Here is a 25,080-nt window from a genome sequence, read left to right as displayed (position 1 = left end):
GTCGGTGGTCAACGCAGCCTGAGCGGCAGGCGTTTGATGCCGTGCACGAAATCTCTGTGCACATAGTGGTGTCGTTGCCGGCCGAGCCGAGCAGCACCGTGAACCGGATGGCGGCTGACGTGCGCGATGTCGGCGTGGCGGGTGACCGCCCAGTAGCCGCGCTCCTCGTGCGGGAAGATCGACTCGACGGGCGGATGCCAGCTCAGCCCGGGTTCCGATCGCAACGTCGCGAACGTCCGGTCCCGGGTCCGGAAGTCGTTGCGCCAGAAAACCGTATCGGAGACGTCGAGTGCGTGGAAGCGTCGCCGGGACGTGCCCGGCCGGTCGGCGGACATCGCGTACGCCCGGGTTCAGGCGGCCAGGTCGGAGGGCTCGAACGGTGCGAAGAAGGCGCCCATTCCGCCCGCGGCCAGCACATCACCCAGTGCGATGAAATCGTAACGGCCACCGGACCTTCCGGCGACCGCGCGCACCTCGGACAGGATATCGCCGGTGTCGTGGCGCAGCAGCCGGCGCCGTGCCCGGGACAGGTCCTCCGCCGGCACCCGCGCTTGCGCGTGAGCCAGCATCAGATGCAGGCACAGCTGCTGGGCCGGGGTCGCCGGGCCGGGCGGGCGCCCGGAGGACAGGTCGGCCTCGAGCTGGTCGAAGGTCTGGGCCAGGTAGAACAGGAATACCGGACGGGGGCTGTGCAGCAGGACGGCGCGCACCTCGTCGCCGAGCAGTTGCGCCGCGTGGCACAGCGCCGCGGTGAGTCGCGGGGTCGGTCCGCTGCTGTCGAAGTCGCTCATCTGTTCTCTCCCAACCACTTCAGTACTGGGTGCTGCCCTGATCCACCGGGATCGCCGCCGCGGTGAGATACCGCGATTCGTCGGAGGCCAGCCAGCAGACGGTGTCGGCGATGTCCTCCGGTTCGAGTACCCATGTCGGCAGGAACGGCGTCATCATGTGGGCCAGTTGCGGATTGGTCTCCATGGCGGCGCCCAGCCGGGTCACCATCTCGCCGGTTCCCATCGCCGAATTCACCGGCCCCGGATGCACGCTGTTCACGCGGATGGCGTGCCTGCCGAGTTCGGCCGCCAGCGCGCGGGCCATTCCGGCGACCGCGTGCTTGCTGGCGGTGTAGTGCACCATGAACGGCTGCATCTTGATCCCCGCCGCCGAGCTGATCAGCACGATGGACCCGCCGCGCCCGCCCTCGACGAGATGCGGCGCCGCGACGGCGACGGTATTCCACGTGCCGGTCACATTGATGTCGATGACGTCGCGGAAGGACTGCGGGGTGATCGCGTCCCACGGCTCCGGGACCGCGATCCCGGCATTGGCCACCACGACGTCGAGGCGCCCGAATTCGCCCACCCCCTCGTCGACGGTCTTGCGCAGGCCGTCGAGGTCGCGGGTGTCGACCGCCGCGGCGCGGATCCGCCGGCCGGTCGCCTCCACGAGGCGGACCGTCTCGGCCAGATCCGCACCGGTCGCGGAATCGTAAGGGACACAGGGCGGTAGCGGTCCCGCGATGTCGACCGCGATGATGTCGGCGCCCTCGCGCGCCATCCGCACCGCGTGTGCGCGGCCCTGCCCGCGGGCGGCCCCGGTGACGAATGCGACGCGGTCGGCGAGTCTGCCGGTCATGTGCCCTCCTGTGGCCCGATGCGGAATACCCATGGCGCGAACGGGTTTCGACTCAGTGGGCGGTACCTCCGGTGCTCGGCCGGTTGTAGTAGCGCAGCAACAGCAGCGCCAGGACGAAGGCGACGGCCGACGCGCCGGCGAACACGTAGAAGATGTTCGTATACGCGGCGCCGTCCGGCAGCTGCGCCAACGGACCGGTGTTCAGTTTACGTTCCTCGACGTGTCCGGGAGCGTTGATGTGCAGAATCAGCGGATTGGCCGACATGACCGCTGCGACGGCGGCGGTGGCGGCCGCGGTGCCGAAACTGTTGAAGGCGCCGTACATTCCGGCGCTGATGCCCTGCTGTTCCTGCGGCACCGCCTCCACCACCATATTGGGCAGGGTGCCCAGATACGCTCCCGCGCCGACACCGATGATCAGGGCGATCAATGCCATCTGCCACACGCTGTCGTGGAAACGGGCGAAGAGCAGGCAGCCGATCACGAACGCGATGGTCGAGGCGAGGTAGGGCTTGAGCAACCCGATCCGGGTCGACATCCAGCCGCACACCGGGGCGACGAGCACGTACACCAGCGCCAGGCCCAGCATGGCCTGCACGGTGAACTGCAGCAGTGTCAGACCGAAACCGGGCAGGGTGCCCTCCACCGAGAAGTACTGGGTGACAGCCGATGTGGGGACCTGGATGTGCATCTGCTCGGAGGCCTGCTTGGCGGCTTCGGCGGCCGCACCGTCGACGATCTGCTTCTTGATCGCCTCGCCCTCGGCCCCACCGGGTGTCTCCGCGAGATAGCCCATCGCGTAGGACAGGCCCTGCATGACGCCCACGGACAGGAAGGCCGCGGCGAGAATTCCGGTGAAGCGCGGGGCCCGCAACAACTTCGGATCCATGATCGGTTCCGGGGTGATCAGCTCCCACACGTAGAACGCCACCAGCAGGACCACGCCGCCGATGAGCCAGGCCAGGGCCGACAGTTCACCCCAGCCCCAGGTGGCGCCGTTGCTGAGGTAGATGAGCACACCGGCGATACCGGCGCCGAGCAGCACCGCGCCGAGCAGATCGATCTTGACCTTGGCGCGCAGCTTTGTCTCCGGAACGAACAGCGCGAGCGGCAGAATCGTCACCACGGTCCAGATCACGCAGAACCAGAACAGTGAACGCCAGCTGTAGTGGTCGGTGAGGACACCGCCGATCACCGGACCCAGGATCGCGCCGACACCGGTGCCGCCGCCCGCGAGTGCGATCGCCATGTTCAGATGGCGGCGCGGTGCGAGATCGCGGATCAGGCCGTAGGACACGAAGATCGCGGGGAAGGCCAGCCCCTGTAGTCCGCGCCCGAGCAGCATCAGCGTCCAGTTCGAGGTCAGCGCGTCGATGAGGCAGCCCAGGATCGACAGCAGCAGGCAGAACAGGATGATCTTCTTCTTGCCGACCAGATCGGACAATTTGCCGAAGACCGGTACCGCTACGCCGCCGATCAGTGAGTACAGCGTGGTCAGCCAGGTCAGCTGGCCGGCGCTCTGCTCGGGGAAGGATTCGCCGATGAAGCGGGCGCTGAGACTGATGAACGTGAAATGGAACGGGACGATCTCGGTGCTCGCGACGATCGCCACGATGATGAGAACGACACGGAGCGTGGAGGCGTTTTCCAGGCGTCCGGTGTCGTTGTCATCGGGGCTGTCGACGCTGGTGGTCGCGGTTGCCATGGGTAGTTCTTCTCCTTCACCGCCACCCGTGCGTCGGCTCGCTGCGGCCTGAGTGCGGTGAATCACATAGTAGTCATGTGAGAATCCAGTTTCCATTGAATGAGAAGTAGATTTCTGTTCGTTACTCCGAGGACTGCAACCGGGCCACGAACTCGGCCACGTCACCGGCGGCGGGGTCGTAACCCGGGAAGTAACAGCAGATGTCGCGGGCATAGTCGCCGAAGCGGGCATGAGCCTGCGCCGCGCAGTCGGCAGGCGAGCCGACCAGGGCGATGGTGCGGACCATCGGCTCGGTGATCAGCGCCCGCATCTCGGCGTAGCGGCCCCGCTTCGACAGCGCGTTGAGTTCGGGTTGCACCTCACCCCAGCCCTCGGCGTCGAGGACCGGGCGGTAGGCCGGGGTGGAGGCGTAGAAGGCGATGAGCCGCGCGACCGCGTCGACCGCGGCGGCGAGCTCGCCGGCGGTACGGCCGAGAGCGACCATGGCCTGGGCGACCACCTCGAATTCGTCGAGTGTGCGGCCCGATTCGGCCAGCCCGCGCCGCAGCGCCGGCACCGTGCGCCCGGTGAAATGCGTGGCGCTGTTGAACGGCATGACCAGCAGTCCGTCCGCCACCTCGGCGGCGGTCCGGGTCATCACCGGGCCGAGCGCGCCCATCAGCACCGGCGGCGGCCCGAACGGATTCGGGCCCGGATCGAAGGTCGGCGGCATCAGCGTATGGGTGAAGAATTCGCCTCGGAAATCCAAGGGCGCGTGGCCTTCCCAGGCGGCGAGGATGGCCTTCACCGCCGCCACCGATTCCCCGGTGCGCCGGGCCGGACGTTCCCACCGGCTGCCGTAACGCTTCTCGATGTGCACCCGGATCTGCGACCCCAGCCCCAGCCGGAACCGTCCGCCGCTGAGCGCCTGCAGATCGTAGGCGGTGTGCGCCAGATGCAGCGGACTGCGCGGCCCGGCGATGGCGACATTGGTCATCAGGTGCAGATCGGTTTCCGCCGCGGCGAGAACCAGCGGCACGAACACGTCGTGCGGGCCCTCGAAGGAGAAGATGCCGTCGGCGCCGAGCGCGGCGATCGCGCGAGCGCTGTCCCGGGCGCGCAGCGGCGAACCCTCCACCTGCAGATGCACTTTCACCGGTGATCCTTCCGTTCGGTGGCATCACGCTAGCGGAAGGTGCGCCGGCTCAGGCCGGATGCGCGGCGGTGAGACGTTCGGCGCACTCCCACACGTCGCGTTCGCGCGCCGGATCGTAGGACTCCGGTGACGATTCGGCGACCCGGTAGCGATCGATGTAGCTACCGGAATCGGCCGGGACGGATCCGGTGACCACCTCGGCGAGGCGCCGGCCCGCCGTCTTCGGCGTGCTCGCCAGCGGCGTCCAGGTGAGCGCGGGTGCGAGCCGGCGGACGGCGAAGCGCTCCAACGGCCCGGCGTTGCGGGTCAATCCGGTGCCGGGAACGAAACCCGGGTTGTAGGAGAGGATGTCGATTCCGGCCGGAAGCCGGCGGGCGTATTCGTGCACCAGGTAGATCATGGCCAGTTTGCTCGTCGAGTAGGCGGTGCGGCCCGCGGCCGTACTCGACGGATCGGCGAACGCGCCGGGGTGGGCCAGCACGTCGGGGGAGTGCCACACCGGGCCGGGCACCATGCCCAGGTTGTGCCGCAGGTCGCCGAAATGGGTGTCGCTGACGGTGATCACGATGCGCGAGGGCACCACGAAGCGGTCGCCGAGCAGGCGCAGCAGCAGATGGTTGGCCACGACATTGACGGCGAAGGTGGCCTCGAGCCCGTCCTCGGTCGCGATGGTCGCCTCGGTGTACTGCATCCCGGCATTGCCGACGAATCCGGCCAGCGGCGGCACCTCACCGCGATCGAGCAGGTCGTGGATCCGCCGCGCCGCCGAACGAATACCGGTCAGCGAGGCGAGATCGGCCTCCACGTGCGAGGCCGCGTAGCCCGCGCCGGACAGTTCCGCGCACACCTGCGACCCGGACTCGCCGCGGGCCAGTATCAGGAGTCGCGTATCCGGTGCGATGCGCAAGATTTCCCGGGCGGCGATCCGGCCGATTCCGCGTGTCGCGCCGGTCATCACGAGGGTGTGCATGTCACGACGGTAACCCGCGTGCGGTCCGCACGTCCGGCAGCGGATCGGCGCTCCGCCGCCGTGGGCCCGCTAGCCGAGCGCGCCGCGCAATGGCGGCGAGGGCGGGAAGGTGACCGGTAGGGCGGTCAGGGCGCGGTGGAAAGGGCCTGGGCGCCAGCGGAGTTCGTTCACCGGCACGGCCAGCTCGATATCCGGCAGCGCGTCCAGGAGCTGGTCGACGGCATCCTGGGCGACCAGATAGCCGATCTGCCGGGCCGGGCACGCGTGCGGCCCGGCGCCCCACGACAGATGGGAGCGGTTGCCGTTGCGGTCGCCCTCGCGCACCTGCGGATCGTTGTTGCAGGCGGCGATGCCGATCAGCACCGGCTGATGGGCGGGCAGCCACACGTCCTCGATGAGCATCGGCTGTCGCGGATAGCTCGCGCAGTAGTTCACCAGCGGAGGATTGTTGAACAACACCCAGTCCAGCGCGTCGCGGGTGGTCAGCGCGCCACCGAGCAGGCTTCCGGAGAACCGTTCGTCTGTCATCATCAGCAGCAGGGCGTTGGCGACCAGATGCACCTGCGGTTCGATCCCGGCACCGAACAGGCTGACCAGCTGGTTGATGACCTCCTCGTCGTCGAGACCGCTGTCGTGCGCGATCAGCCGCGAGGTGATGTCGTCGCCCGGGTAGGCGCGCTTGCGATCGGTATGTTCCTGCAGCGCGGCGGCCAGCATCCGGTTGCCCGCGGCCGCGTCGCCGGTCGCGTCGAAAATGGCGGCCATGCCGGCCGCGACCCGCTCGGCGATATCCGGCTCGATGCCCAGCATCGTGTTCAGGTTGGCCGACACCAGCGGATGGATGTATTGGGTCAGCAGATCGGCATGGCCGTCGGCGCTGAAGGAGTTGATCAACGGCATCGCGATCTGCTCGACGACGGTGTGCACCGTGTGCAGATCCACCCGATCGATGGCCGCGACGTTGGCGGCGCGAAAACGCGCGTGCTCGGGACCCGTATTGCGCAACGCGTTCGGGCGCCATTCGAGCATCGGCAGAATCGGGCTGTCGGCCGGTACGGTGCGTTGCCAGGTACGCGGGTCGGCCGGGAAATGCTCGGGATCATTGAGAATGCCGAGGGCGGCCTGATAGCCGATCACCAATGTCGCCGGCACTCCGGGGGCGAGTTCGATGGGAGCGAAGGAGCGGTGGTGGCCGCGCATCCAGTCGTATCCGCCGCGCGGGTCGGCGGCGAATTCCTCGGTGTAGAGGGGAACACGCCGTTCGTCCGGGGCGATCGGTGAATCGTGTGCCACGGGGCACCTGTTCGACGACGACTCCAGCGAATGCGGCGTGGTCACAGAAGACAACTCCAAACGGTCGTGGTGGACGACGACGGCGGCGGCCGTCACCAGTCGTGAGGCCAAAAGCGTTGGGCCGAACCATGATCTGAGGTCCGAGGGCCGATGATACCCACCCGCGTGCCGGTTGCGCAGCGGAAGCCGGGCATCGGCAGCATGTCCGACGCCCGGCTTCCGGGCCACTGATGTGGTATTGGCTCTGTTGCTTCGTGGCCGGTCGTCGCAGACTGACCGATATGACAACTCTGCTGATCATCGCGGTCGTGGCGGCGGTGGCGGCCGCCCTGTTCGACACCGTGGCGCCGCGCGGTGACCGGGCGGAGTTCCGGTGTGCCCTGCGGCACGCCAGGCATTCGCTGACCGATTGGGGCGCCGCCCGCGAATGATTTATTCGCCGTCGCCCGAACGGCGCCCGGGCAGGAACTCCTGTGCCTTGGTCTTCATGCCCTGAGTGACCAGATGCCAGGCGTTCGGGTCGCCGCGCAGCACGGCCTCCGCGGTCGCCTTCATCTGATCCCAGGTGGCGTGCGGTGGGATCGGCGGAACCTCGGGATCGCAGCGTACGTCCAGCAGGGTCGGGCGATCCGCGCTCAGCGCCCGTTCCCAGGCCCCGGCCAACTGCTCCGGATCGTCGACCTCGATCGCGGCGAGGCCGAAGCAGCGCGCCGCGTCCGCGTACGAAATGTCCGGAAGTGACTGCGAATCCTCGAATTTGGGCGAACCGCCCATGGACCGCAGCTCCCAGGTCACCTGGTTGAGGTCGTTGTTGTGGAAGACGCACACCACCAGTCGCTTATCGCTCCACTGCTCGGTGTAGCGGGCGATGGTGATCAGTTCGGCCAAACCGTTCATCTGCATCGCGCCGTCGCCGACGAGGGCGATCACCGGGCGATCCGGGTGGGCGAATTTCGCGCCGATCGCGTACGGCACACCGGGTCCCATGGTGGCCAGCGTGCCCGACAGCGAGCCACGCATGCTGCCGTGGAATTTCAAGCAGCGCGCGTACCAGTTGGTGGAGGAACCGGAATCGGCGGTGACGATGGCATTGTCCGGAATCTGCTGCGACAGTTCCCAGACCACCCGCATCGGATTGACGGGTTTCGCGTCCAGCGTCGACTGGCGTTCGACGGTCTCCCACCAGCGCGACACATTCGACTCGATCGTCTCCCGCCAGGACCGGTCGCTCACCGGCTTCAACAGCGGAATGATCTCGGCCAGTGTGGCTTTCGCGTCACCGACGAGATTCACCTCGGTCGGATACCGCATCCCGATCATGGTGCCGTCGATATCGATCTGCACGGCGCGGGCCTGATCCAGCGGCGGCAGGAACTGGCTGTAGGGGAAGTTCGAGCCGACGATGACCAGAGTGTCGCAATCACGCATCAGCTCATAGCTCGGGCGGGTGCCGAGCAACCCGATCGGGCCCGTCACGAACGGCAGATCGTCGGGCAGCACATCCTTGCCGAGCAGCGCCTTGGCGACGCCGCCGCCGGTGATCTCGGCGAGCTCGGTCACCTCGCGCGCGGCCGAGCGGGCGCCCTGGCCGACCAGGATCGCCACTTTGGAACCGGCGCCGATCACCTCCGCGGCGCGCTCGATCTCCGCGCGCGCCGGAACGACCACCGAATGCATCTCGGCGGGCGGGCTCGACGGCACCTGTTTGAATTCGTGCTGCGGCGGCTCGTAGGTCTCCTCCTGCAGGTCCGCCGGAATGATCACCGCGGTGGGTGCGCGCCGGGTCCAGGCCGTGCGGAAGGCACGGTCGAGGGCGTTGGGGAGCTGTTCGGCGACGTTGACCTCGACGAGATATTCGGAGGCCACGTCCTTGTACAGGCTCTGCAGGTCGACCTCCTGCTGATAGCTGCCGCCCATCGCGCTGCGCGCGGTCTGGCCGATGATCGCCACCACCGGGACGTGGTCGAGTTTGGCGTCGTAGAGGCCGTTGAGCAGATGGATCGCCCCGGGACCGGAGGTGGCCATGCACACACCGACGTGCCCGCTGAATTTCGCGTAGCCGGTGGCCGAGAACGCCGCCATCTCCTCGTGCCGGGCCTGGACGAATGTCGGCCGGTCGTCGGTGCGGCCGAAAGCGGCGACGAGACCGTTGATTCCGTCGCCGGGATAGGCGAAAACCTGTTTCACGCCCCACTCGTTGAGCCGGGCCACGACGTAGTCAGCAACCTGTTGTGCCATATCTGTCCTGTCCTCTCCGTGTCGAGCCCGCGGGGATGCGCTGCGTGCCCCTGGTCGCCGGGCGGGTACCCGCGGTCGCGGTGCTCAACCGCGGCCGGCGGGGCCGATGGTGGGTCAGTGCCGGGCCATCCGGGCGACCGAACCGGCCACCGATTCGACGCAGCGCGACATCCACGCCTGCGGACTGTGCCGGTGCGCCCGGCCGTCGAAGTCACCGTGGGCGCCGAAATCGTGGCCGTGTTCGTCGTCGAGCGGGCGCCACAGGTTGTCCGGCCGGCCGGTCTCCTCGGCGTCGGTCTGCTGCGAGTCGTAGCCGGTGCGTGCCAGATAGCGATCCAGCACCGCGGGCGCGAGCCGCTGCGCGACGACGGTGCCGACCGTGCTCGCGCCGACCCAGTACTGCTTGCGTTCGGGATGCTCGGCGGCGAAGGCGATGGTGTCGGCCACCACCTCGGGCTGGTAGATCGGCGGCACCGGCTGCGGCTTCTTCGGCAAACGCGAACGTACCCACGAGAATTGGGGTGTGTTGACCGCCGGTGCCTGCACGATCGTCACGTGCACGCCGCTGCGCTCGTGCATCAACTCCACCCGCACCGCCTCGAGGAATCCGTTGACCGCGTGCTTGGCGCCGCAGTAGGCCGATTGCAGCGGGATCGCGCGTTCGCCGAGCGCCGATCCGACCTGCACGATGGTGCCCCGCTTGCGCGGGCGCATCCGGCCCAGCGCCACCATCACCCCGTGCACCGACCCGAGGTAGGTCACCTCCGTGACGCGGCGGAACTCCTCCGGCTCGATCTCGGTGAAGGGCGCGAAAACCGAGGTGAACGCCGAATTCACCCAGACGTCGATCGGACCCCACTGTTGCTCGACGCGGTCGGCGGCCGCCTCGACGGCGTCATGGTCGGCGACGTCGGTCGGAATCGGCAGTGCCTCACCACCGGCCTGCTCGACGTCCTTCGCCGCGGCGTCCAGTCCGGCCCGCCCGCGGGCCAGCAGCGCCACGCGCGCCCCGTCGGCGGCGAAGCGCCGTGCGGCGGCGCGCCCGATTCCGGCGCTGGCTCCGGTGACCACCACTACCGGTGACTGTGCGCTCACTCGGTCTCCTCTCCTCGCGCGGTTGTCCGGCGCCCGAGGGCATATCGCGCGGGCGTCGCATCTGCCGCGTACCCGGGACGCGCGGTGTTATGCGGCGGCGGATCGCCCGGCATCGTGTCCGATTCGGCGGGTGTGACCTGCGGGTGACCGGGTATTCGCGCGGTGTCCGGCCGCCCGCTGGCGAGGTGCGGCCGCCCGGTAATCCGGCCGATCACGACAGGGGTGCACGAATGACGATTTCCGATCGCGCGACCCGCCCGCACCGCGGCTCGAATCGAGACCGATGGCCGCTGCAGGCGCTCGAGACCGCACTGAAGGAGGCGGTCGACGGGGAGGTCCGTTTCGATTCGGGAACTCGCGCCACCTATTCCACCGACGCCTCGAACTATCGCGCGCTGCCCCTGGGGGTGGTCGTTCCGCGCACACCGGAAGCCGCCGCGACGGCGGTCGGCATCTGCCGCGACCACGACGTCCCGTTGCTCTCACGCGGTGGCGGCACCAGCCTCGCCGGGCAGAGTTGTAATACCGCGGTCGTCCTCGACTGGACCAAATACTGCCACCGGCTGCTCGCCGTCGACGCCGAAACCCGCACGGCCGTGGTCGAACCCGGCATCGCGCTCGACCCGCTCAATCAGCAGCTGAAGTCGTCCGGGCTGATGGTCGGGCCCAAGCCCTCGACCCATGTCAGCTGCACGATCGGCGGGATGATCGGCAACAACTCGTGCGGTGCCACCGCGCAGGCCTACGGCAAGATGGTCGATTCGGTGCGCCGGCTCGAGATCCTCACCTACGACGGGCTGCGCGCCTGGGTGGGTGCCGAGGATCCGATCCCGGGCGCGAATCCGGAGGCCGACGAACTGGTCCGCCGTCTGCGCGAGATCCGGGACCGCTACGCCGACGACATCCGTGCTGCCTATCCCGACATTCCCCGCCGCGTCTCCGGTTACAACCTCGATGCGCTGCTGCCGGAGCGTGGATTCGATATCGCGAAGTTCCTGGTCGGCAGTGAGAGCACCCTGGTGACCGTCCTGCGGGCGGAGATCGAGCTGGTGCGGGTGCCCGCCGCGAAGGCGATGGTCGTCCTCGGCTTCCCCGACGTCTATCACGCCGCCGACGCGGTCTCCCGGATCCTGCCGCACGACCCGGCCGCGCTCGAGGGCCTGGACCATCGTCTGATCCAACTCGAGCACAGCCAGCACCTGGCGGCGAAGGCCATCTCGCAGCTGCCCGACGGGAAGGCCTGGCTGATGGTGCAATTCGACGGCGACGACCAGAAGGAGGCCGACGCGCGGGCGAAGAAGATGATCGCCGACCTCGAACGCGCCACCGGGGCGAGTTCCACCATCCTCGACGATCCCGACCGGGAGGCCGAGGTGTGGGCCGCCCGCGAGGCCGGATTGGGCGCCACCGCCTATCCGCCCGACGGCCCGGAAACGCACGAGGGCTGGGAGGACGCCGCGGTCCCGCCCGAGCGGCTCGGCGACTACCTGCGTGACTTCGACGCCCTGCTCGACGAATTCGGCTACGAATCCAGTTCGCTCTACGGGCATTTCGGTCACGGCTGCGTGCATACCCGCATCCCGTTCGACCTGCGCACCGCGGACGGCATCGCGCACTACCGGCGCTTCGTCGAACGTGCCGCGCGCCTGGTGAGCAGCTACGGCGGGTCGCTGTCCGGTGAGCACGGCGACGGCCAGTCGCGCGCGGAACTGTTGCCGATCATGTTCGGCGACAAGGTAGTTCGCGCTTTCGGCGAGGTCAAAGCGCTGTTCGACCCGCGCAATCGGATGAATCCGGGCAAAATCGTCGAACCACACCGGCTGGATTCGGATCTGCGCCAGGGCAGCGCCTACCGACCGTGGGAACCGGTGACGCACTTCGCCTTTCCCGACGACGACCACCGATTCAGCGAGGCGGCCGGACGTTGTGTGGGTGTCGGCAAGTGCCGCGGCGAGAGCAGCGGGGTGATGTGTCCCAGCTACCGGGCCACGCGCGAGGAGGAGCATTCCACCCGTGGCCGGGCCCGGCTGTTGTTCGAAATGCTGCAGGGTGAGGCGATCACCGACGGCTGGCGGTCGACAGAGGTCCGCGACGCGCTGGATCTGTGCCTGGCCTGCAAGGGATGTCGCAGCGACTGCCCGGTCGACGTGGACATGGCCACCTACAAGGCCGAATTCCTGTCCCACCACTACGAACACCGGGTCCGGCCGATGGCCCACTATTCGATGGGCTGGATTCCGCTGTGGGCCCGGCTGGGTACTTCGGTGGCCCCGCTCGCCAACGCGGTGACCCACGCCCCCGGCCTGCGGCGCCTGGTCTCGGCCGCGGGCGGCATCGCGCGGCAACGCGAGATGCCGCGCTTCGCCCGCACTCGGTTCACCCGGACATTCCGCAATCACACGAGCTCCACGACGGGCGAGCGCGGCACCGTGCTGCTGTGGCCCGACACCTTCACCAACAATTTCGAACCGGGAATAGCCGACGCCGCGGTGACGGTGCTGGAGGCCGCGGGCTTCTCCGTGATCGTGCCCGAGCGCACGGCCTGCTGCGGTCTGACCTGGATTTCGACCGGGCAGCTGCCCACCGCCAAACGGGTGCTGCGCCGCACGTTGCGGGTGCTGGCGCCCCAATTGCGCGACAGCACACCGATCGTCGTGCTCGAGCCCAGCTGCGCGGCCGTGTTCCGGGCCGATCTGCCCGAACTGCTCTACGGCGACCAGGATGCCGAGCGACTGTCGAAACAGACCTACACCCTGGCCGAACTGCTGGCCGAGCGGGCGCCGGACTGGAAGCCGCCACACGTCGACACCGCCGCGATGGTGCAGCCGCACTGCCACCACCACGCGATCATGCACTACGACACCGATCGGGAACTGCTGACGGCGACCGGCGCCGACGTCGAGGTCCTCGATGCCGGATGTTGCGGTCTGGCAGGCAATTTCGGCTTCGAACGCGGCCACTACGACGTCTCGGTGGCCTGCGCGGAGGACAAGCTGATGCCGGCCGTGCGCGAGCGCGATCCGGGGACCGTGGTGCTCGCCGACGGGTTCAGCTGCCGCACCCAGATCAGACAGCTGCAACCGGACGCCGACCCCCGCCACGCGGTCGAGCTGCTGGCCGAAGCACTGGCGGCGAAGGACCGGAAGTGACGGCGACCATCGACGAGCCGGTTCGGGTGGGGGTCTATCGCTTCCCGACGCCGGAGCCGGAAGCCGACGGCACCCTGCAGTGGGAGGCGACCACTGCGGTGACCGTCGAAATCGACGCGGGCGGGCGGACCGGGCTGGGGTGGACCTACAGCGGCGGCGCCACCGCCGCGATCGTGCGCGATGTGCTCGCGCCGGTCCTGGCCGGGCGTTCGCCGTTCGATATCGGCGACTGCCGGATCCGGATGCAGCGTGCCTGCCGCAATCTGGGCACGGCCGCGGTCGTCGCCCATGCGCTCAGTGCCGTCGATATCGCCCTATGGGATCTGAAGGCCCGCCTGCTCGACATGCCGCTGAGCCGGCTGTTCGGTGCCGCGCGTCCGGCCACACCGGTCTACGGTTCGGGGGGTTTCACCACTCTCACCGACGACGAGCTGGGCGAGCAGATCGACGGCTGGCTGTCGGCGGGATGCCGATGCGTCAAGATCAAGATCGGCGAGGACCGCGGCGAGCGGACCGATCGCGATCTCGAGCGGGTGTCCTTCGCGAACGGTCTGCTCGGCGACCGTGCCCGCCTGATGGTCGACGCGAACGGCGCCTACTCCACCGCCCTGGCCCGCCGGGTGGGCGCGGAACTGGACCGGCACGGCGTGATCTGGTTCGAAGAGCCCGTCACCAGCGACGATCCGCCCGGTCTGGCCCTGCTGCGCGCGGCGCTGCGCTGCGACGTGACCGCCGGCGAATACGTCTACCGCCACTACGACGCGGCCACGCTGATCGGCTCGGTGGACTGCCTGCAACTGGACGTGACCCGCTGCGGCGGCTACAGCGGCTTCCTGGAATGCGCCGCGCTCGCCGCGGCGCACGGGCTCGACATTTCCGCTCACTGCGCGCCCGCGCTGCACGCGCCGATCGTGTCCTCGTTCGCCCATCTGCGCCACGTGGAATGGTTCATCGACCACAGCCGCCTGGAACCACTGCTGGCCGACGGTGTGCCCGGCGTCCGCGACGGGGCGCTCGCGACCGGCCGGGGCGCCGGGCACGGTATGCGGCTCGCCGACTCGGCCGGAAAATATTCGGTCGAGGGTGCCGGTCACCGGTGAGATGGTGTGCGCGGGCGGCCGAATACCGCCGCGGTTGCTGGGTATCCGCCGGATATGGCAGCCATCGGATATTTTCTCGCCAGCGAACAATTCGGGCCGAAGGAACTCGTCGAGCAGGCCCAGCGCGCGGAGCAAGCCGGTTTCGAGCGGCTGTGGATTTCCGATCACTTTCATCCCTGGAACGACGCCCAGGGTCACAGTCCGTTCGTCTGGGGCACGATCGGCGCGTTGTCCCAGGCCACGTCGCTACCGATCACCACGGCCGTGACCTGCCCGACGGTGCGCATCCACCCCGCGATCATCGCCCAGGCCGCCGCCACCGCGGCCGTGCAGCTCGACGGCCGCTTCGTACTCGGCGTCGGCAGCGGCGAGGCGCTCAACGAACACATTTTCGGCGATCCGTGGCCCGCGCCGGGGGAACGGATGCAGATGCTGGCCGAAGCCGTGGACGTGATCCGCCGCCTGCATCGCGGCGACCTGGTGACCTACCGCGGCGAGCACTACGAGGTGCAGGAGGCGAGGATCTACACCCTGCCCGAACAGCCGGTGCCGATCTACGTGTCCGGATTCGGCCCGCAGGCAACGGAATTGGCGGCGCGCATCGGCGACGGCTACTGCACGAGCATGCCCGATGCCGAGTTGGTGGGCCTGTTCCGCGACAGCGGAGGTGGCACCAAGCCGGTGCAGATGGGCACCAAGGTGAGCTGGGCGGCCGACGAGGAGTCCGGTGTCGACGCCGCGCATCGGCTGTGGGCCAACGAACTGCTGCCGGGCCAGCTGGGCCAGACCCTGCCGCGCCCCGCCGATTTCGAGGACGCGATGTCGTTGCTCGATCGCGAGGCGTCGCGGCAGCACTTCGCCGCCGGGCCGGACCCGCAGCGCCACATCGACCAGCTGCGCACATGTGTGGACGCGGGCGCCGACGAGGTCTACGTCGGCCAGATAGGGCCGGATCTGGAGGGCTTCTTCACCGCATACGAGAAGGAAGTACTGCCGGCACTGCGCTGAGCGGTACGCGATCACCATCGATATCCACGAGAGGCGAACGGATGGATCAGTCACGGGCCCCTGTGCTGGACGCATTGGCCGAATACCGGCAACTCGGCCGCTACGGCTTCACCCCGCCCGGCCATCGGCAGGGCGCGGGCGCGGACCCGCGCGTGCGCGAGGTGCTCGGCGGCGCGCTGGCGGTCGACATCCTCGCCGCACCCGGCCTCGACGACCGGCTCTCGCGGGGCGGCTATCTGAGCGAGGCCGAGCAGTTGATGGCCGACGCGGTGGGCGCCGACGCGGCGTTCTTCTCCACTTGCGGCAGTTCGCTGTCGGTGAAGGCGGCGATGCTCGCCGTCGCCGGCGGCGCCGAGGGCGGTCTCATCCTGGGCCGCGACAGCCACAAGTCGATCGTCGCGGGGCTGGTGTTCTCCGGCGTGCTGCCACGCTGGGTGCCGCCGCGCTGGGACGCGCAGCGGCACCTGTCACATCCGCCGTCGCCCGAGCAGGTCGACCGAGCGTGGGAGAAATATCCCGACGCCGCGGCCGCGCTGATCGTCAGCCCGAGCCCGTACGGCACCTGCGCCGACATCTCCGGTATCGCGCAGGTGTGCCATCGCCGTGGCAAGCCGCTGATCATCGACGAGGCGTGGGGCGCGCATCTGCCGTTCCATCCCGATCTGCCGACCTGGGCGATGGACGCCGGCGCCGATGTCTGCGTGGTCAGCGTGCACAAGATGGGCGCCGGATTCGAACAGGGTTCGGTCTTCCACGTCCAGGGCGATCTGGTCGATGTCGACAAGTTGAAGCTGTGCGCCGAACTGCTCACCACGACGAGCCCCAACGTGCTGCTCTACGCGGCCATCGACGGCTGGCGCCGCCAGATGGTGGAGCACGGCGAGAAGCTGCTCACCGACGCGCTGCACACGGCCGAGCGGGCCCGGACCGCGCTCGACCGGATTCCCGGCATCTCGGTGATGGAGGACGAACTGCTCGGCGCGGAGGCCTCCCACGACCTCGATCGCATGCAGGTGCTGATGGACGTATCCGATACCGGCGCAACGGGTTTCGAGGTCGCCGACTGGCTGCGCGAGCACCGCCGCATCGATATGGGCCACAGTGACCATCGCCGGATCCTGGCCACGCTGTCGATGGCCGACGACGCCGACACCGTCGACGCACTGGTCGACGCCATGACCGCCTGGCGTGTGCACTACCGCGGCGCCGGTCCGAACCCGGCCGACATCCATGTGCCCGCACCGCGTGAGCTGCAGCTGGAATCGGTGATGAACCCGCGAGACGCCTTCTTCGGCCCGGAGGAGACGGTGCCGTTCGAGAAGGCGATCGGCCGCATCGCCGCCGAACAGGTCACGCCGTACCCGCCGGGGATTCCGGTGATCGTGCCCGGGGAACTGGTCGACGCCGCGGTCGTGGACTACCTGCGGTCCGGAGTGGAGAACGGGATGAATGTCCCCGATCCCGCCGATCCGGAGCTGCGCACGCTGCGGGTGGTGGCCGAGTGACCGTCGAGAGCCGGTAAAATGGGTGGTTCTGGTGTGTCCCAGGGATGCACAATCGAACCGTTTGCCCCCTTACCGTGCTAGGAGACTGTTGTGATCACCGCGACCGACCTGGAGGTCCGGGCCGGAATCCGCACCCTGCTCACCGCGCCGGGTTCGGCGCTGCGGGTGCAGGCCGGTGATCGGATCGGTCTCGTCGGGCGCAACGGCGCGGGCAAGACCACCACGCTGCGCATCCTGGCCGGTGAAGGAGAACCCTACGCCGGCAAGGTGATTCGTTCGGGGGAAATCGGCTATCTGCCGCAGGATCCGCGTGAGGGAAATCTCGACGTGCTGGCCCGCGACCGGGTGCTCTCGGCGCGCGGGCTCGACAAGCTGATCCGCGATATGGAGAAGCAGCAGGCCCTGATGGCCGAGGTCGTCGACGACGCCGAACGCGAGAAGGCGGTGCGCAAGTACGGCCGGCTCGAGGAGCGATTCTCGGCGCTGGGCGGCTACGTCGCCGAGAGCGAGGCCGCCCGGATCTGCCACAGCCTCGGTCTGCCGGACCGGGTGCTGGGCCAGGCGCTGCGCACCCTGTCGGGCGGTCAGCGCCGCCGCATCGAGCTGGCGCGGATCCTGTTCTCCGCCTCCGACGGCTCCGGCGGCAAATCCGATACGACGCTGCTGCTCGACGAGCCCACCAACCACCTCGACGCCGACTCGATCACGTGGCTGCGCGGCTTTCTGCAGAACCACGACGGTGGCCTGATCGTCATTTCCCACGACGTCGACCTGCTCGCCGACGTGGTGAACAAGGTGTGGTTCCTCGACGCCGTGCGCGGTGAGGCCGACATCTACAACATGGGCTGGAAGAAGTATCTCGACGCCCGCGCCACCGACGAACAGCGCCGCGTCCGCGAGCGCGCCAACGCGGAGAAGAAGGCCTCCGCGCTCAAGCAGCAGGCCGCCAAACTCGGCGCGAAAGCGACGAAAGCCGCTGCGGCACATCAGATGGTCAAGCGTGCCGAGCGCATGCTCTCCGAACTCGACGACGTGCGCGTGGCCGACAAGGTGGCCCGCATCAAGTTCCCCGAACCCGCTCCCTGCGGCAAGACACCGCTGATGGCCACCAACCTCACCAAGCTCTACGGATCGCTGGAAATCTTCACCGGCGTGAATCTGGCCATCGACAAGGGCAGCCGGGTCGTGATCCTCGGCCTCAACGGCGCGGGTAAGACGACCATGCTGCGGCTGCTCGCGGGTGTCGAGCCGCTGACCGCCGGACAGATCGATCCGGGACGCGGGCTGCGCATCGGGTATTTCGCCCAGGAACACGACACCCTCGACGACAACGCCACCGTCTGGGAGAACATCCGCCACGCGGCTCCCGACGCGAGCGAGCAGGACCTGCGCGGGCTGCTGGGCGCGTTCATGTTCACCGGCCCGCAGCTCGAACAGCCGGCCGGCACCCTGTCCGGCGGTGAGAAGACCCGGCTCGCGCTGGCCGGCCTGGTTTCCTCGGCGGCCAACGTGCTGCTGCTCGACGAGCCCACCAACAACCTCGATCCGGTCTCGCGCGAACAGGTCCTCGACGCGCTGCGCAGCTATGCGGGCGCGGTCGTTCTGGTCACTCACGACCCGGGCGCGGCCGAGGCGTTGAATCCGGAACGGGTGATCATGCTGCCCGACGGCACCGAGGACCACTGGTCGCAGGACTACCTGGAACTGATTCAGCTGGCCTGAGCGTGGCGAATGCTTCCCGCGACGCGCCGAGACACGCCGAAAGATCCTCGCAATCGGTGAGTTTCATCACAGTGAGGCGTTGATCACTGCGAGTCGAGTGTCTAGCCTGGAATGAGGCTGCACGGCGACCGGAGGAAGCCATGAGTGACAGGCCCGCACAGGGGAAGTCGATGTTGGGTAAGGGCACGCGCGTCACGGGCAAGTCGCGCGACCGGCTGCAAACCCAGCTGAAGAAGCAATACGAGGCGGGCGCCAGCATTCGTTCGCTGGCGCGGGAGACCGGCCGCTCGTACGGATTCATTCACAACGTGCTCGTGGAGTCGCATGTGCAACTCCGCAGCCGGGGTGGTGCCAACCGGCGCAAAGCGGTCAGCAAGCCCTGACCCGCCCACTCGCTTCACGCACGGTGGGCGTTGCGTTCGGCCCACCAGTTCGGCGCGTCCACGAAATGGTTGTCGTACTCGTCCTGGGTGGCGGCGAGTTCGGCGAGGGTGGCCTCGCCGGCGGCCACCCGCTCGAGCAGTCGGAAGTAGCCGAAGCGCTGCACGGCGGGGGTCAGGGCGATGAGGATCCGCGCCGGTGAACCCGGTGCGGCGCCGAAGGCGTGCGGCATGAACCGCGGCACCGTGATCGCGCCGCCTGCGGCGACCGTCGTGATCTCCTCGCCCGCGAGCACCTGCAATTCGCCCTCGGCGACGTAGAACAGCTCGTCGGACAGCGTGTGGTAGTGCGGAGTCGCGCCGTCGGCGCCGGGCGCCATCGTGACCTCGAGCGTGCTGACGCTGCCGCCGGTGCGGTCGGAATCCAGCAGCAGGCGCATGGTCACCGCGTCGGTCGTGCGCACCTCGGCCTCGGCGGGCTGGACGACGGCGGCGGGAATACGGGGTTCGGTGGTCATCGGATCTCCCAAATAGTTCGCTATCGGATAGTTCGCTACCGAACTATATCCCGTCGAATAGTATGTGTCCATGGCTGGACGACAGACCGATGCGGTGGATGCGATCGTGGCGCAGTGGGAGCGGGAACGGCCCGACCTGGACCTCACGGCGATGGCGGTGCTCGGCCGCCTCGGGCGTCTCTACGTCCTCGCCGAGCGCGAGATCGACGCGGTGTTCACCGCGCACGGGCTGCAGCGCGGCGAGTTCGATGTGCTTGCGGCACTGCGACGTTCGGGTGAACCGTTCGAACTGACCCCGTCGGTCCTGGCCGACACGCTGATGTTGTCGCGCGCCGGCATGACCGGCCGCCTGGACCGCCTGGAATCGGCCGGACTGGTTCGACGCATCGCCGATCGCGCCGACCGCCGCGCGGTCCGGGTCGCCCTGACCGAGGCCGGTCGCGCCCGCGTCGACGAGGTCGTCACGGCACACACCGCCAACGAGACGCGCCTGCTGTCCGGCTTGTCGGCGCGCGACCGCGGCGAACTGGACCGGATCGCTCGCATCCTGCTGGCCGACCTCGACCGGCCGTGACGGCGGTCAGCCCGACACCATCGCCTCACCATGGACGAGGAACTGGGCGAGACTGGCGAAGATCGGCAGCCCGGTCTTGATCTCCAGGTAGGCGAACTGCCCCTGCGGGTTCACCTCGAGGAAGTAGTACTCGCCGTCGAGCCCGAGCCTGATGTCGAGCACGCCGAACACCAGTCCGAGCGCGCCCATCAGCGTGGTCAGCGACTTGCTCACCGACGCGGGCAGCCGCTCGCGAGTGAAGGCCACCGAGGTGTCGAGGCGCGAATCCACCCATCCCGCACCGGATTGCGAGTCGATCCGCACCGCCCACTCGACGCCGTCGATCCACACCACCCGCAGATCGCATTCGGCTTCGACGTAGTCCTGGAAGGTGGTCGGCGCCGAGCGGATGGTGTCGAATCGGCCGAGATCCTCGCGGCTCACGATGCGCGTTTCGGAGAATTCCGCGCGGCCGGTACCCGTCCGCTTGTAGATGACCGATCCGCCGCGGGAATCGACGAAACTGCGAGCCTCGTCGGGATCATTGGTGATCAACGTTTCCGGGATCGCGAAACCACTGCGCCGGGCGGTGTCGAGCTGCACGATTTTGCGGGTGGCGGTGCGGTCGGCGCCGGGATCGTTGACCCAGACCGCCGGTATCGACCACAGCAGGCCCTGCAGGAACCCGTCGCATTCGGCCTGCCGGAAATCGTCGTCGCCGTCGAGGAAACCGCCGGGCACCCGGCACGGCCGGGGACGACGCCACCAGACGGCGGTCACGTCGTCGAGACCGGCGATATGCGACATCGAGCGGGCGGCGCCGGCGCGGTCGAGCCGGAAACTGCCGCATTCGCGCGGAAAATCGCGCATATCCAGACGAATCGGATTGAGTCCGTACATATTCCGCAACATCGAGGCCATCGCGTCGGCGTGCAGATCGCCGCTCTCGGCGACGATCAGCACGGCACCCGGCGACCGGGCACTCATCGACCGGCTCCTCAGTCCAGGCTGTCGCAGGCGGTGCCGTCGTCGCTGCCCCCGCCGCTGCGAGTCTGGCTGTAGCTCACCGTGGCGCCGGCGGCCCCCGGGGCGGGCGCGAGGTCGAGCTTCCGGGCCCACTGGTCGGTCAGGCGGGCCAGCAACTCGTCACCGACGGCAGGGCTGGGCCGGGGCGGCAGCGTCAGCGGGCGTTCGGTGAGCTGAATGCGGCGACGCTGCGTGAAATCGGCTGTGGCACCGGGCCGTATCCAGACCAGGACCGCGCGTTCGGCGGCGCCGGTGCCGGAATCCGGCGATTCGTCGCGCAGCTGGAGGACGTCGTCGCGATCGAGGGTCCAGATGCCCTCGGCGACCCGGACGCTGATGGTGTCGCGAGATTCGGCGACCAGGCGGCCGGACAGCGGTGGCGCCGGGTGGCGGGGTTTCGGGCGCGGCCGGGTGTGTCCGGGTACCTGGCGGCCGGCATCGTTCATGGGCTGGACTCCGATCTGCTCGCGATTTGCCCCGGAAGTCGAGCGTGAACTGGATCATAGCCCGCCACGGTGCCCGGCCGGTTCGCAACGAAAGAATTCCGGTGCAAACCCGGTGCCGGGGCACCGGCGTGGAAAGCGCTATCGCCGAAAGCGATTCGGTTGAGCTGTCAACGCCTCACAGACCGAGCACACCGGGGGATTCGGCGAGTTCCAGGAACCGCCGACCCGGGTTCGACACGAGTTTGCGCGTGTCGAGATCCATCAGACCGAGCACGACGGAGAACTCCGCGGAGACGGTGCCGTCGAGCTTGCGGATCTGCTGGTCCATCCAGAACGCCTTGCCCTCGCCCCAGCGGCATTCGCAGGTCACGGTGATCTCGTCGCCCAGATGCAGTTCCCGCCGATACTTGACGGTCGATTCCAGGACCACCGGGCCGAGTCCGGACAGCCGCATCTTGTCCGGAACCAGACCGGCCGCGCGCAGCACCTCCCAGCGGGCGTGCTCGGCGTACTGGTGGTACACGGCCTGGTTGAGATGGCCGTTGACGTCGAGTTCGTATCCGCGGACGGTGACGGGCACAGAAAAGGTCATACCCGGGCGAACCGCCACCCTGTTCCGGGTATTTCCGGATCGGGCGTGGGATCGGTCACCGCATCGCGGCGGCTACATCAGTCGCCGCATCAGATACGTGTACTCGAGCGCGCTGGTGTGAGCCTGTTCCTCCCGGTCGGCGCCGGCGCCGTGACCGCCCTCGCCCGCCTCGTAGAACAGATACGGATCGCCGAACTCGGCCAGCCGCGCGGCGAACTTGCGGGCGTGCTGCGGGCCCACCCGGTCGTCCTTGGTCGTGGTCCAGACGAACGGCTCCGGATAGCGCGCACCGCGTCGCAATTGCCCGTACGGCGAGATGGATTGGAGAAACGCCCGCTGAGCGGGATCGTCGACGCTGCCGTACTCGTCCACCCAGGAGGCGCCCGCGGCGATCTTCTCGTAGCGCATCATGTCCAGCAATGGCACCTGGATGTCGACCGCGTTCCACATCTCCGGATGCTGGACGAATTCGACCCCCATGAGCAGACCGCCGTTGGAACCGCCCTGGATGCCGAGCCGCCGTGGGCTGGTCACGCCCCGGGCCACCAGATCCTTGCCGACCGCGGCGAAATCGTCGAACGCCCGCTGCCGCCGGGTGGTGCGCGCGGCCTCGTGCCAGGCGGGACCGAATTCGCCGCCGCCGCGAATGTTCGCCAGGACGAAGACGCCGCCGTGCTCGAGCCAGAGCCGGCCGAGCGTCGCCTGATAGGAGGGAGTCTGCGATATCCCGAAGCCGCCGTAGGCGTTCATCAGGGTGGGGTTCGAGCCGTCGACCGCCATATCGGCGGCGTGCACCACGAAATACGGCACCGGGGTGCCGTCGGCCGAGGTCGCCTTCTGCTGCTCGACCACATAGCGGGACGAATCGAACTGCGGCGGTGTGCTTTTCACCTGCCGGGCCGTGCCGGCGGCGGTGTCCACGCTCCACAGCGTGGTCGGAACGAGGAACGAGGTCACCGAGAGATAGGCGTGCTCGCCCGCCGGATCGGCGGTGACGGTGTCGACGGTCGCGTTGTCCGGCAACGGCACCGGCGTCGGCGACCAGGTCCCGTCCGGACGCGGTGTGTAGACGGTGGCGCGACCGCGCACGTCGTTCAGTGACGTGACCACGACGTGCTCACGCGTGGCCTGCACGCCGCTCAGACTCTCCGCCGGGCCGGGGAGATAAACCGGCGTCACCTGCGGATGGTCCGGATCGGTGCTCAGTCGATCGGCGTCCACCGATACCAGCGCGCCTGCCGGAAAAGTCGTCGCGCCGAGAACCCAGTCCTGCTGCAGCGACACCAGCAGGTGGTTGCCGACCAGACCGGCGAAGTCCGACTTCGCCGGGAGCGCGGTCCGTACCCTGCCGGTCGCGGTGAGCAGGTCGACATCGTGTTCGAAGAAGGTCCGGCCGCGCACGACGAGATCGAGCCGCCGCCCGGCGCCGTTGTCCAGCACGACCGGCGCGGTCGACAGCTGATCGGTCCGGTCGCCACGCGCGAGTTCGGTTGCCGCGTCGAGAGGTTGGCCCCGGCGCCACTGCCGGACGACATACGGGTAGCCGGAGACCGTCATCTCACCCGGGTGCCACTCCCGCGCGATGAGCACCGTGTTCTCGTCACTGAACGTGAGGTCCACCTTGCCGCGCGGCACCGTGAATCCGTCCGGCACGAACTGCCGTGTGCTGCGGTCGAATTCGCGGACCGAGACGGCGTCCTCGCCGCCATCGGACAGACTGATCAGGCACCGGCGATGCGTGACCGGATCGCAGTCGGCGCCGCGCCAGACCCAGTTCTTCCCCTCGGCTCGCGACAGCTCGTCGAGGTCGAGCAGGGTGGTCCAGTTCGGTTGCGGCGCTTCGTAATCGGCGGCCGTCGTTTCGCGCCAGATGCCGCGTTTGTGGTCATCGTCCTGCCAGAAGTTCTCGACGGTGCCGTCCTCGAAGCGCGGCATCGGGATCCGGTCGGACGTCTTCGCCAGCGCCGTCGCCTGCGCGAGATTGCCGGCGTAGCGCGAATCGTGTTCGAGCACATCGAGGGTCCGCCGGTTCTGATCGCCGACCCACGCCTGCACGCGGGGGCTGTCGAGCTCCTCGAGCCAGAGATAGGGATCCTGTGGTGCGGCGGCACTGCCGCACGCCGCGATCAGCACGGCGATCGACAGCACGACCGCGGCATGTAGTGGGGTGCGCCTGGCACCGATATGTCCGTCTCGTCGTCCCCGCCCCATGATCATCAGCACATGGTACGACGAACACCGCGGGGGTACGGGCGGATACGGTGGTTGGTTCAGTCGCGGCGGCGGACCGACGCCTCCACGAGATCGAGTACTGCCGTGAGGTTTTCGTTGACGTGGCCGGACGCGATGCGGGCGATGAGCCCGTCGAGCACGAGATCGAGATAGCCGAGCAGCACGTCGGTGGGCACGTCGTCGCGCAGCGCGCCCGCCGCCTTGCGGCGTTCCAGCCGGGCCAGGGTGGCCGCGGTGAGCTCGGCCGAACGCTGGGTCCAGCCGGCGGCGAATTCAGGATCGGTGCGCAGGCGCCGGGCGATCTCGAGGCGGGTTCCCAGCCAGTTGTACTGCGCGGGATTGTCGAGCATCTCCCGCATGACCTGCACGATGCCCTCGTTGGCCGCGACCTCGGCCATCCGTCCGGCATCCTCCTGGGCCAGGGCGAGGAACAGGGCGTCCTTGTCCCGGAAATGATGGAAGATCGCGCCGCGGGACAGGCCGATCGCCTCTTCCAGACGGCGGACGGTCGCACCCTCGTACCCGAATTCGGCGAAACACCGCCGCGCTCCGTCCAGAATCTGGCTGCGCCGGGCGGCGAGGTGATCGTCACTGACCTTGGGCATGGGCTCCTCCAGCGGGGAATGCACGGACCCCCGCGCCGGGACGATCCGGCGCGGGGGTTCTCACAGTACGAGCATGGACGCGTAGATCCTGCGGCGGCGCAACGCTGTTCGCGCCGGCCCGGCGATCCGGACGGTCGCCGGGCGCGGCACGACGCCGCACCGCGCGGTGCGGGATA

The 25,080-nt window shown here is 68.7% G+C and carries 23 protein-coding genes; 8 read left to right on the top strand and 15 right to left on the bottom strand.

The features are described from left to right. Positions 1 to 8: 8 nt before the first annotated feature. From IRT45_RS03195 to IRT45_RS03165, 7 genes are all read right to left on the bottom strand, one after another. Entirely contained in the window at positions 9 to 335 is a 327-nt protein-coding gene (locus tag IRT45_RS03195; protein WP_194804345.1) for a hypothetical protein, read from the bottom strand. A 15-nt stretch (positions 336 to 350) separates the two neighbouring features. Beyond that, the gene (locus tag IRT45_RS03190; protein ID WP_194804344.1) at positions 351 to 791 is read right to left on the bottom strand and encodes a hypothetical protein; all 441 of its coding nucleotides are present in this window, start codon (positions 789 to 791) and stop codon (positions 351 to 353) included. A 19-nt stretch (positions 792 to 810) separates the two neighbouring features. Then, complete coding sequence (locus IRT45_RS03185; protein WP_194804343.1) at positions 811 to 1,632, bottom strand: mycofactocin-coupled SDR family oxidoreductase; 822 nt, start codon at positions 1,630 to 1,632, stop codon at positions 811 to 813. Positions 1,633 to 1,684: 52 nt separating this feature from the next. Then, on the bottom strand, positions 1,685 to 3,337 hold the full coding sequence (locus IRT45_RS03180; protein WP_194804342.1) for an MFS transporter: 1,653 nt from the start codon (positions 3,335 to 3,337) through the stop codon (positions 1,685 to 1,687). Between the two features lie 121 nt (positions 3,338 to 3,458). After that, entirely contained in the window at positions 3,459 to 4,472 is a 1,014-nt protein-coding gene (locus IRT45_RS03175) for a TIGR03617 family F420-dependent LLM class oxidoreductase (protein ID WP_194804341.1), read from the bottom strand. 49 nt (positions 4,473 to 4,521) lie between these two features. Continuing rightward, entirely contained in the window at positions 4,522 to 5,442 is a 921-nt protein-coding gene (locus IRT45_RS03170; protein WP_194804340.1) for an SDR family NAD(P)-dependent oxidoreductase, read from the bottom strand. Positions 5,443 to 5,511: 69 nt separating this feature from the next. Next, positions 5,512 to 6,735 (bottom strand): cytochrome P450, encoded by a 1,224-nt coding sequence (locus IRT45_RS03165; RefSeq protein ID WP_309240775.1) that lies wholly within the window; start codon positions 6,733 to 6,735, stop codon positions 5,512 to 5,514. Between the two features lie 281 nt (positions 6,736 to 7,016). Between IRT45_RS03165 and IRT45_RS03160 the strand changes: the two genes are divergently transcribed. Beyond that, positions 7,017 to 7,166, top strand: coding sequence for a hypothetical protein (locus IRT45_RS03160; RefSeq protein WP_157121512.1), 150 nt, complete (start codon positions 7,017 to 7,019; stop codon positions 7,164 to 7,166). A 1-nt stretch (position 7,167) separates the two neighbouring features. Here IRT45_RS03160 and IRT45_RS03155 read toward each other — a convergent pair whose 3' ends face one another. Both IRT45_RS03155 and IRT45_RS03150 read right to left on the bottom strand, forming a co-directional pair. Continuing rightward, a complete protein-coding gene (locus tag IRT45_RS03155) occupies positions 7,168 to 8,973 on the bottom strand; it encodes a thiamine pyrophosphate-requiring protein (protein ID WP_194804339.1) in 1,806 nt (601 codons plus the stop codon). 114 nt (positions 8,974 to 9,087) lie between these two features. Further along, complete coding sequence (locus IRT45_RS03150) at positions 9,088 to 10,068, bottom strand: SDR family oxidoreductase (protein WP_309240774.1); 981 nt, start codon at positions 10,066 to 10,068, stop codon at positions 9,088 to 9,090. Positions 10,069 to 10,298: 230 nt separating this feature from the next. Between IRT45_RS03150 and IRT45_RS03145 the strand changes: the two genes are divergently transcribed. The 6 genes from IRT45_RS03145 to IRT45_RS03120 all read left to right on the top strand — a co-directional run bounded on the left by IRT45_RS03145 (position 10,299) and on the right by IRT45_RS03120 (position 18,935). Continuing rightward, positions 10,299 to 13,217 (top strand): FAD-binding and (Fe-S)-binding domain-containing protein, encoded by a 2,919-nt coding sequence (locus IRT45_RS03145; RefSeq protein WP_194804338.1) that lies wholly within the window; start codon positions 10,299 to 10,301, stop codon positions 13,215 to 13,217. Beyond that, a complete protein-coding gene (locus tag IRT45_RS03140; RefSeq protein ID WP_194804337.1) occupies positions 13,214 to 14,317 on the top strand; it encodes an enolase C-terminal domain-like protein in 1,104 nt (367 codons plus the stop codon). The genes IRT45_RS03145 and IRT45_RS03140 overlap by 4 nt, the downstream gene beginning before the upstream one ends. A gap of 54 nt (positions 14,318 to 14,371) precedes the next feature. Further along, positions 14,372 to 15,325, top strand: coding sequence for a TIGR03557 family F420-dependent LLM class oxidoreductase (locus tag IRT45_RS03135; RefSeq protein WP_194804336.1), 954 nt, complete (start codon positions 14,372 to 14,374; stop codon positions 15,323 to 15,325). Between the two features lie 41 nt (positions 15,326 to 15,366). Further along, positions 15,367 to 16,830: an aminotransferase class I/II-fold pyridoxal phosphate-dependent enzyme gene (locus tag IRT45_RS03130; RefSeq protein WP_194804335.1), complete on the top strand. Its 1,464-nt coding sequence runs from the start codon at positions 15,367 to 15,369 to the stop codon at positions 16,828 to 16,830. A 90-nt stretch (positions 16,831 to 16,920) separates the two neighbouring features. Continuing rightward, positions 16,921 to 18,552 carry an ABC-F family ATP-binding cassette domain-containing protein gene (locus IRT45_RS03125; protein WP_194804334.1) on the top strand — a complete coding sequence of 544 codons (1,632 nt, stop codon included), beginning with the start codon at positions 16,921 to 16,923 and terminating at the stop codon, positions 18,550 to 18,552. Positions 18,553 to 18,692: 140 nt separating this feature from the next. Then, the gene (locus IRT45_RS03120) at positions 18,693 to 18,935 is read left to right on the top strand and encodes a helix-turn-helix domain-containing protein (RefSeq protein ID WP_051024681.1); all 243 of its coding nucleotides are present in this window, start codon (positions 18,693 to 18,695) and stop codon (positions 18,933 to 18,935) included. Positions 18,936 to 18,949: 14 nt separating this feature from the next. On the opposite strand, the gene IRT45_RS03115 is transcribed toward IRT45_RS03120, so the two are convergent. Beyond that, positions 18,950 to 19,363: a cupin domain-containing protein gene (locus IRT45_RS03115; RefSeq protein ID WP_375540055.1), complete on the bottom strand. Its 414-nt coding sequence runs from the start codon at positions 19,361 to 19,363 to the stop codon at positions 18,950 to 18,952. Between the two features lie 157 nt (positions 19,364 to 19,520). Between IRT45_RS03115 and IRT45_RS03110 the strand changes: the two genes are divergently transcribed. Further along, complete coding sequence (locus IRT45_RS03110) at positions 19,521 to 20,024, top strand: MarR family winged helix-turn-helix transcriptional regulator (protein WP_194804332.1); 504 nt, start codon at positions 19,521 to 19,523, stop codon at positions 20,022 to 20,024. Between the two features lie 6 nt (positions 20,025 to 20,030). On the opposite strand, the gene IRT45_RS03105 is transcribed toward IRT45_RS03110, so the two are convergent. From IRT45_RS03105 to IRT45_RS03085, 5 genes are all read right to left on the bottom strand, one after another. Continuing rightward, the gene (locus tag IRT45_RS03105; protein WP_194804331.1) at positions 20,031 to 20,990 is read right to left on the bottom strand and encodes a hypothetical protein; all 960 of its coding nucleotides are present in this window, start codon (positions 20,988 to 20,990) and stop codon (positions 20,031 to 20,033) included. Positions 20,991 to 21,001: 11 nt separating this feature from the next. After that, positions 21,002 to 21,475, bottom strand: coding sequence for a hypothetical protein (locus IRT45_RS03100; protein ID WP_228533386.1), 474 nt, complete (start codon positions 21,473 to 21,475; stop codon positions 21,002 to 21,004). Between the two features lie 175 nt (positions 21,476 to 21,650). Beyond that, complete coding sequence (locus IRT45_RS03095) at positions 21,651 to 22,067, bottom strand: thioesterase family protein (protein WP_194804330.1); 417 nt, start codon at positions 22,065 to 22,067, stop codon at positions 21,651 to 21,653. A gap of 72 nt (positions 22,068 to 22,139) precedes the next feature. Continuing rightward, a complete protein-coding gene (locus tag IRT45_RS03090; RefSeq protein ID WP_228533385.1) occupies positions 22,140 to 24,284 on the bottom strand; it encodes a prolyl oligopeptidase family protein in 2,145 nt (714 codons plus the stop codon). 53 nt (positions 24,285 to 24,337) lie between these two features. After that, positions 24,338 to 24,904: a TetR/AcrR family transcriptional regulator gene (locus tag IRT45_RS03085; protein WP_036502387.1), complete on the bottom strand. Its 567-nt coding sequence runs from the start codon at positions 24,902 to 24,904 to the stop codon at positions 24,338 to 24,340. Positions 24,905 to 25,080 lie beyond the last annotated feature (176 nt).

It is taken from the genome of Nocardia sp. BSTN01 (genome assembly GCF_015354405.1).
In the GTDB taxonomy this organism is placed as follows: Bacteria; Actinomycetota; Actinomycetes; order Mycobacteriales; family Mycobacteriaceae; genus Nocardia.
The sequence above is the reverse complement of the archived record's forward strand: the minus strand, read 5'-3'. Positions and strand labels throughout refer to the sequence as shown.